The organism is Nonomuraea deserti (assembly GCF_004348685.1).
Lineage (GTDB): Bacteria > Actinomycetota > Actinomycetes > Streptosporangiales > Streptosporangiaceae > Nonomuraea > Nonomuraea deserti.
Genome location: NZ_SMKO01000329.1, coordinates 1 through 5,488, shown reverse-complemented (window position 1 = coordinate 5,488; position 5,488 = coordinate 1). Strand labels below are relative to the sequence as shown.

Here is a 5,488-nt window from a genome sequence, read left to right as displayed (position 1 = left end):
GGGCGGGCATGACGCACGCCTGGCTCTTCACCGGCCCGCCCGGCTCGGGCAGGGAAGAGGCCGCTCGCGCCTTCGCCGCGGCGCTGCTGTGCCCCGACGCCGGCTGTGGCCACTGCGACCAGTGCCACCAGGTGCTGATCGGCTCGCACCCCGACCTGGAGTCCGTACGCCCGCAAGGCCTGTCCTACAGCGTCAAGCAGACCCGCGAGCTCATCCTGCGCGCGGCCGGTGCGCCCACGCAGGGCCGGTGGCGGGTCATCCTGTTCGAAGACGCCGACCGGGCCACTGAGTCGGCCGCCAATGCCCTGCTCAAGGCCATCGAGGAGCCGCCGCCCCGCACGGTGTGGCTGCTGTGCGCCCCCGCCCCCGACGACCTGATGATCACCATCAGGTCCCGCTGCCGGCTGGTCACCCTCACCACCCCCGCCGCGGAGGCCGTCGCCCACGTGCTGGCCACCCGCGACAGCGTGCCACAGGACATCGCCAGGTTCGCCGCCAGAGCCGCTCAGGGGCACATCAGCAGGGCACGGGCGCTGGCGCTCGACGAGGGGGCCAGGGCACGCCGCGAGGCGGTGCTGAGCATTCCACGCGCGCTGACGGGCGTCGGCGAGTGCGTGGCCGCGGCCGAGCGGCTGGTGAAGACGGCCGAGGAAGAGGCCGCCGCCGCCACGGCCGCCCTCAACGACGACGAGACCGCCGAGCTGCGCAAGCTCTACGGCGAGGGCTCCACGGGCAAGGGGCTCAACCGAGGGCTCGTACGCGGCGGCGCGGGCGCGCTGAAGGAGCTGGAGGAGCGGCAGAAGTCCCGGGCCACCCGCATCAAACGCGATTCGCTGGACTCGGCGCTGCTGGAGCTGGCGTCGTACTACCGGGACGTGCTGGCCATGCAGTTCGGCGCCGCCATCGAGCTGGCCAACGACGACATCCGCTACGACCTCGACCAGCTGGCCAGGTCGTCCACGCCGGAGGAGACGCTGCGGCGGATCGACGCGATCATGCAGTGCAGGGAACGCCTGGCCGCCAACGTCAACCCCCAGATCGCGATCGAGGCCATGATGCTGGCGCTCCGCCCATGAGATGACCGGGTGACCGAAGCAGCAGACGAGGCCGGCAGGCGTCTCTGTTACGTGGAAGTCGAACTACTCACCCAACAGGCAGCCCTCGCCCGGCAGCGCGTGGACGTGGCGTCGATCTTCGCCGAGCACCACGTGGGCCTCGTACGCCTGGCTCTGATCATGCTCGGCGACCAGGCCAGCGCTGAGGACGTCGTGCAGGAGGCGTTCGCCCGCACGCACGCCGGCCGGGGCAGGTTGCGCGACGCCGACAAGGCGCTGGCCTACGTACGTTCCGCGGTGCTCAACGGATGCCGGTCGGTGCTGCGCAGGCGGGCGACCGTGTTCCGGCGCGCGGTGCCGTACGAACCGCCTGTCTGGTCGGCGGAGAGCGCCGTGCTGCTCGGGGAGGAGCGGCGCGAGGTGCTGCGGGCGCTGCGCGAGCTGCCGCGCCGGCAGCGCGAGGCGCTGACCCTGCGCTACTACTTCGACCTCACCGATCAGGAGGTCGCCGACACCATGCGGATCAGCGCCAGCACGGCCAGATCCACGATCGCGCGGGGGCTCGCCGCGCTCGGCCGAGCACTTGGGGAGGACTCATGAACCACAGCCCGATAGAGGACAGGCTGCGCGCGGCCCTCGCCGAGGCGGGGGCGACGCTCGACCCCGGCACGCTCAGGCCGCTGCGGGAGCCGCAGGGGCGGCGGCGGTTCCAGGTGGACCTCCGGCTGGTGGCCGTGGCCGCGGTGGTCGTGCTCGCGGGGGCGGCGACCGCCATCGGGCTCGGCGGCCCGGGCGACGTGAACCGCGTGGTGGCCACGAACCCGGAGACCCTCCCGATGGACGAGACGGACCTGACCGTCTTCCTGTGCACGAAGTCGGCGCCTGCGAAGAGAGGGTGCCCCGGCCGCGACGCCACTCCGGAAGAGGTGCGGACGGTCGAGGAGCGGCTCCGGGAGTCTCCGCAGGTCGACGTGGTGGCCTTCGTGAGCCAGGAGCTCGGCTACGAGCACTTCCAGCAGGAATACGCGCAGGACAAGACGCTCCTGGCCGCGGTCAGGCCCGCTGACGTGCCCCCGTCGTTCAGGGTGAAGCTGAAGGGGCAGGCTGATGTGCGGCAGGTGTCCCTGGCACTTCGAGGGCTGCCCTTGGTGAACGTCGGCGACATGGCGGTTCTCCGTGCCCGCCAGTCCGACCCGAATAGGTATGTGGACATCACCGTCTTCCTCTGCCAGGACGGGTCCGGCCTGCCGTCGTGCGGGGCGGAGCGCACCTCCGAAGGTGAGAACGACGTCACGGTCACCAAGGAAGGCAAGGGGGCGACCGCCGCGGAGATCAAGGTCGTCAAGAAGCTGATCGAGGAGATGCCCGAGGTCGAGTCGTCCCACTTCGAGACCCAGGCGATGGCGTTCGAGTCCTTCCGTAAGCAGTTCAAGGAGAACAAAACACTCCTCGACGCCACCAAGGAAGAGGACATGCCTCAGAGCTTCAGACTGACGCTGCGGCCCGAGTCCGACGGGGCGCGAGTGGTCGACAAGTTCAAACGGCAGCCAGGGGTGGCCTCGGTCGTGGACCACATGTGCGGGCTTCGCCGCCTCGCGCTGATGAACAACTACGGTCTGGACATACCAGAAGACAAGCTGTGCCGCACGAACAAATGATCCCGCACCGCCTGACTCAAGGCTCGCGGGGGCACGTAATGTGGCAACGGAAGGCCGCAAGGACCCCCTAGGCCGTCAGGAGGCGAGCTCGAGCCCGTGGGAATGATCATGGCTGTGAGCTTCACCCGTTACGGAAGGCTCTACTACCTCGATCCCGGCGAGCACAGCCCGAAGGTGGGCGACAAGGTGCTCGTACCGACCGACTCGGGTCCAGAGGTGGCGGAGTGCGTCTGGGCGCCGCAGTGGAGCAGCGAGGACATCGACGGACTGCCGGTGTGCGCCGGACCGGCGGAGGAGGAACACCTCACCCGCGACGAAACCAACAAACGCCGCAGGGCCGAGGCCCGCAGCGTGGCCAAACGCCTCATCAAACGGCACACCCTGCCCATGAAGATCGTCGGCGTCGACTACCTCGACGAGGACAACGTCTACACCGTCTACTTCTCGGCGCCCCACCGGGTCGACTTCCGTGCCCTCGTCCGCGACCTGGCCCGCAACCTGCGGGCCAGGGTCGAGCTCCGGCAGATCGGCCCCAGGGACGAGGCGCGGCTCCAGGGCGGCATCGGCCCCTGCGGGCGCGACCTGTGCTGTGCGACGTTCCTCAAGGACTTCGAGCCGGTGTCCGTCCGCATGGCCAAAGACCAGGACCTCCCGGTCAACCCGCTGCGGATCGCGGGGGCCTGCGGACGGCTCATGTGCTGCCTGAAGTACGAGCACCCCCTCTACCAGGAGTTCCGCGCTTCGGCGCCCCGGGTGGGGACGAACGTGGAAACCCCGGAAGGGGCCGGCACCGTGGTGGGGCACAACGTGCCGTCCGACTCGGTGGTGGTGCGGCTCAACGACGGAGGACGACGGTGCGCCTGCTCGAAGGCGAGCGTGTGCGGGCCGCGGAAGGCGTACGACTCGACGTACGGGGAGCCGGGACAATAGGTGGGAGCGAGAACCCTTCGGGCTCCTGTAGACTCTTTCACGCCGTACGGCACGCCGCCTTAGCTCAGTCGGCCAGAGCACTTCACTCGTAATGAAGGGGTCTGGGGTTCGAATCCCCAAGGCGGCTCCCGGTTCAAGGCCCTCCCGGTTCATCCGAGAGGGCCTTTTGCATGGCCGTACAGCAGCTTTGTACAGCAACCGCGTCGCATGATCGGGGCTTTCGGTGAGCTGGTCGAAGGTGCGGGGAGTGGCGGTAGCCAGGGCATGACCTCGATGGCTTCGCGGATGGCGTCGAGTGCGCTGATGTCGTGGGCGGCAGTCGATCTGGCAGGCAGACCGGGTAACCATCATCGATGAGTCCTGATCGATCAGGAGCCGAACGTACCTGACACTCCGTCCCAGATCTGAGGCACACCGATGACCATCGGGAACGTCGAGAAGGTTCGGTCACACTGGTGGCCGCGAGAAGGCTGGCGGCCGGGCCGCCTGGTCTACACCTGGCATCTGACCTTCGAGGACGCGCCACAGCTGCACCAGCTCGCGGAGCGCTACCAAAGCGTTCTCGCCGCGATCAATGGGCATGACCCGATACCGGCCCAGTGGCTGCACCTCACCATGCAGTCGGTGGGGTGGGTCGACGAAGTAGCTGAAGAGCAGCTTGACCAGGTCACCGAGGCGGTAGCTGCACGACTGGGGCAACTCAACCCCGTCGAGCTGACCTTCCATCGTTCTGTCGTCATCGGCGAGGCCGTGGAGCTGGCCCCAACCCCAGCAGAGCCGCTGCACCAGATCTGGGACGAGATCAGGAAGGGAATCGCCGAAGTCACCGGAAACGTGCCTACGGCAGCTGAGCAGGCCAAGGGGTTCCGCCCACACGTGAGCTTGACCTATTTCAACGCGCCAGGACCGGCCAAGCCCTATATCGACGCCCTGAACGCGGTTGACGCCGACGTGGTGAGTGTGAATGTGGATCAGGTCGCGTTGATCGTCCAGAACCGAGTCCTGGAGCCCGAGTGGGTTTACCGCTGGAACACCCGGACCACAGTGCCTCTCAGAGCCCATTAGCGCAGGCCGAGCGGCCGGACAGCGGCCACGAGATCGGCCTACAAGATCGGCTGCAAAAAGCCACACAAAGTTGCTCTGAGGTGCCAGGACGCGGACTGCGATACCTTGGGCGCGGTCAGTTGTCTGGATCAGGATGCGCTTCCACGACTACCAGATGTCCGGAGGTGTTCCGCTTGATCAGGCGCTTGAAAAGAGTCGCGTTGGACGTATCGAGTTGTTCATCGAACCCCTCTGAAGTCGCCACTTCATAGTTCATCAGCGGCTCAACCGCGATCCATGCACCATCCCACTTGTCCGACTCCAAGCGTGTACGCCAGAGGTGCGGTGGGTCCTCGGCCTCCCATCCGCGCGCTCGAAGGATGCCCAGCGCCTTATCAAGGCCATCACGGAAGCTTGACCCACCGACGTCCAGCACGAGGATGTCTGTGATCTCAGTGTGGCCGTCCCAATACCGCTCGGTCGTGGTGGTCGCCAGCACCCTTCCTGTACCCCGCAGGTCAGCGACGAGTTCGGGAGCAGCACCTGATTCGCTGGGAAAGAACTCGGAACGGCACCCGGTGGCAAGTGAAGTGACGAGCGCGAATGCCAGTACCACGGGGACGAGGCCAGCTCTCATCGGAACTACTCCAACCAGCAGTGCCGACGGCCATGGAAGACTCCTGGTGGGCGGCCAGTTGAGTCCCGGCTGATGGCCACGAGAATTCCCCGTGGATGGCCTCGGGTGCCCTGATCTCCACCCGCCCCTTGGGAGACCTCCCCGGTCCGGTTTGCTGATGTTTG

6 protein-coding genes and 1 tRNA gene are annotated in these 5,488 nt (G+C 67.4%); 6 read left to right on the top strand and 1 reads right to left on the bottom strand.

What is annotated here, in order from left to right; all coding sequences use genetic code 11:
• From E1292_RS49240 to E1292_RS49215, 6 genes are all read left to right on the top strand, one after another.
• A partial coding sequence (locus E1292_RS49240; protein WP_132606699.1) for a DNA polymerase III subunit delta' occupies positions 1-1,076 on the top strand: 1,076 nt, incomplete at its 5' end.
• A 9-nt stretch (positions 1,077-1,085) separates the two neighbouring features.
• Positions 1,086-1,655, top strand: a complete 570-nt coding sequence (locus tag E1292_RS49235) for a SigE family RNA polymerase sigma factor (protein WP_246091012.1) — start codon at positions 1,086-1,088, stop codon at positions 1,653-1,655.
• Positions 1,652-2,713 (top strand): permease-like cell division protein FtsX, encoded by a 1,062-nt coding sequence (locus E1292_RS49230; protein ID WP_132606698.1) that lies wholly within the window; start codon positions 1,652-1,654, stop codon positions 2,711-2,713. Before E1292_RS49235 ends, E1292_RS49230 begins: the two co-directional genes overlap by 4 nt.
• A 102-nt stretch (positions 2,714-2,815) precedes the next feature.
• Entirely contained in the window at positions 2,816-3,643 is an 828-nt protein-coding gene (locus tag E1292_RS49225) for a PSP1 domain-containing protein (RefSeq protein WP_132606697.1), read from the top strand.
• A 53-nt stretch (positions 3,644-3,696) separates the two neighbouring features.
• A tRNA-Thr gene (locus E1292_RS49220) sits at positions 3,697-3,770 on the top strand.
• Between the two features lie 290 nt (positions 3,771-4,060).
• Positions 4,061-4,708, top strand: a complete 648-nt coding sequence (locus E1292_RS49215; RefSeq protein WP_132606696.1) for a 2'-5' RNA ligase family protein — start codon at positions 4,061-4,063, stop codon at positions 4,706-4,708.
• Between the two features lie 115 nt (positions 4,709-4,823).
• Here the strand turns inward: E1292_RS49215 and E1292_RS49210 are convergent, their stop codons facing one another.
• Positions 4,824-5,303 carry a hypothetical protein gene (locus E1292_RS49210; protein WP_132606695.1) on the bottom strand — a complete coding sequence of 160 codons (480 nt, stop codon included), beginning with the start codon at positions 5,301-5,303 and terminating at the stop codon, positions 4,824-4,826.
• Positions 5,304-5,488 lie beyond the last annotated feature (185 nt).

What these genes read in the sequence shown, in the direction of transcription:
- E1292_RS49230 (WP_132606698.1), top strand. Translation starts at nt 1,652, where the DNA reads ATGAACCACAGCCCGATAGAGGACAGGCTGCGCGCGGCCCTCGCCGAG.
- E1292_RS49225 (WP_132606697.1), top strand. Translation starts at nt 2,816, where the DNA reads ATGATCATGGCTGTGAGCTTCACCCGTTACGGAAGGCTCTACTACCTC.
- E1292_RS49215 (WP_132606696.1), top strand. Translation starts at nt 4,061, where the DNA reads ATGACCATCGGGAACGTCGAGAAGGTTCGGTCACACTGGTGGCCGCGA.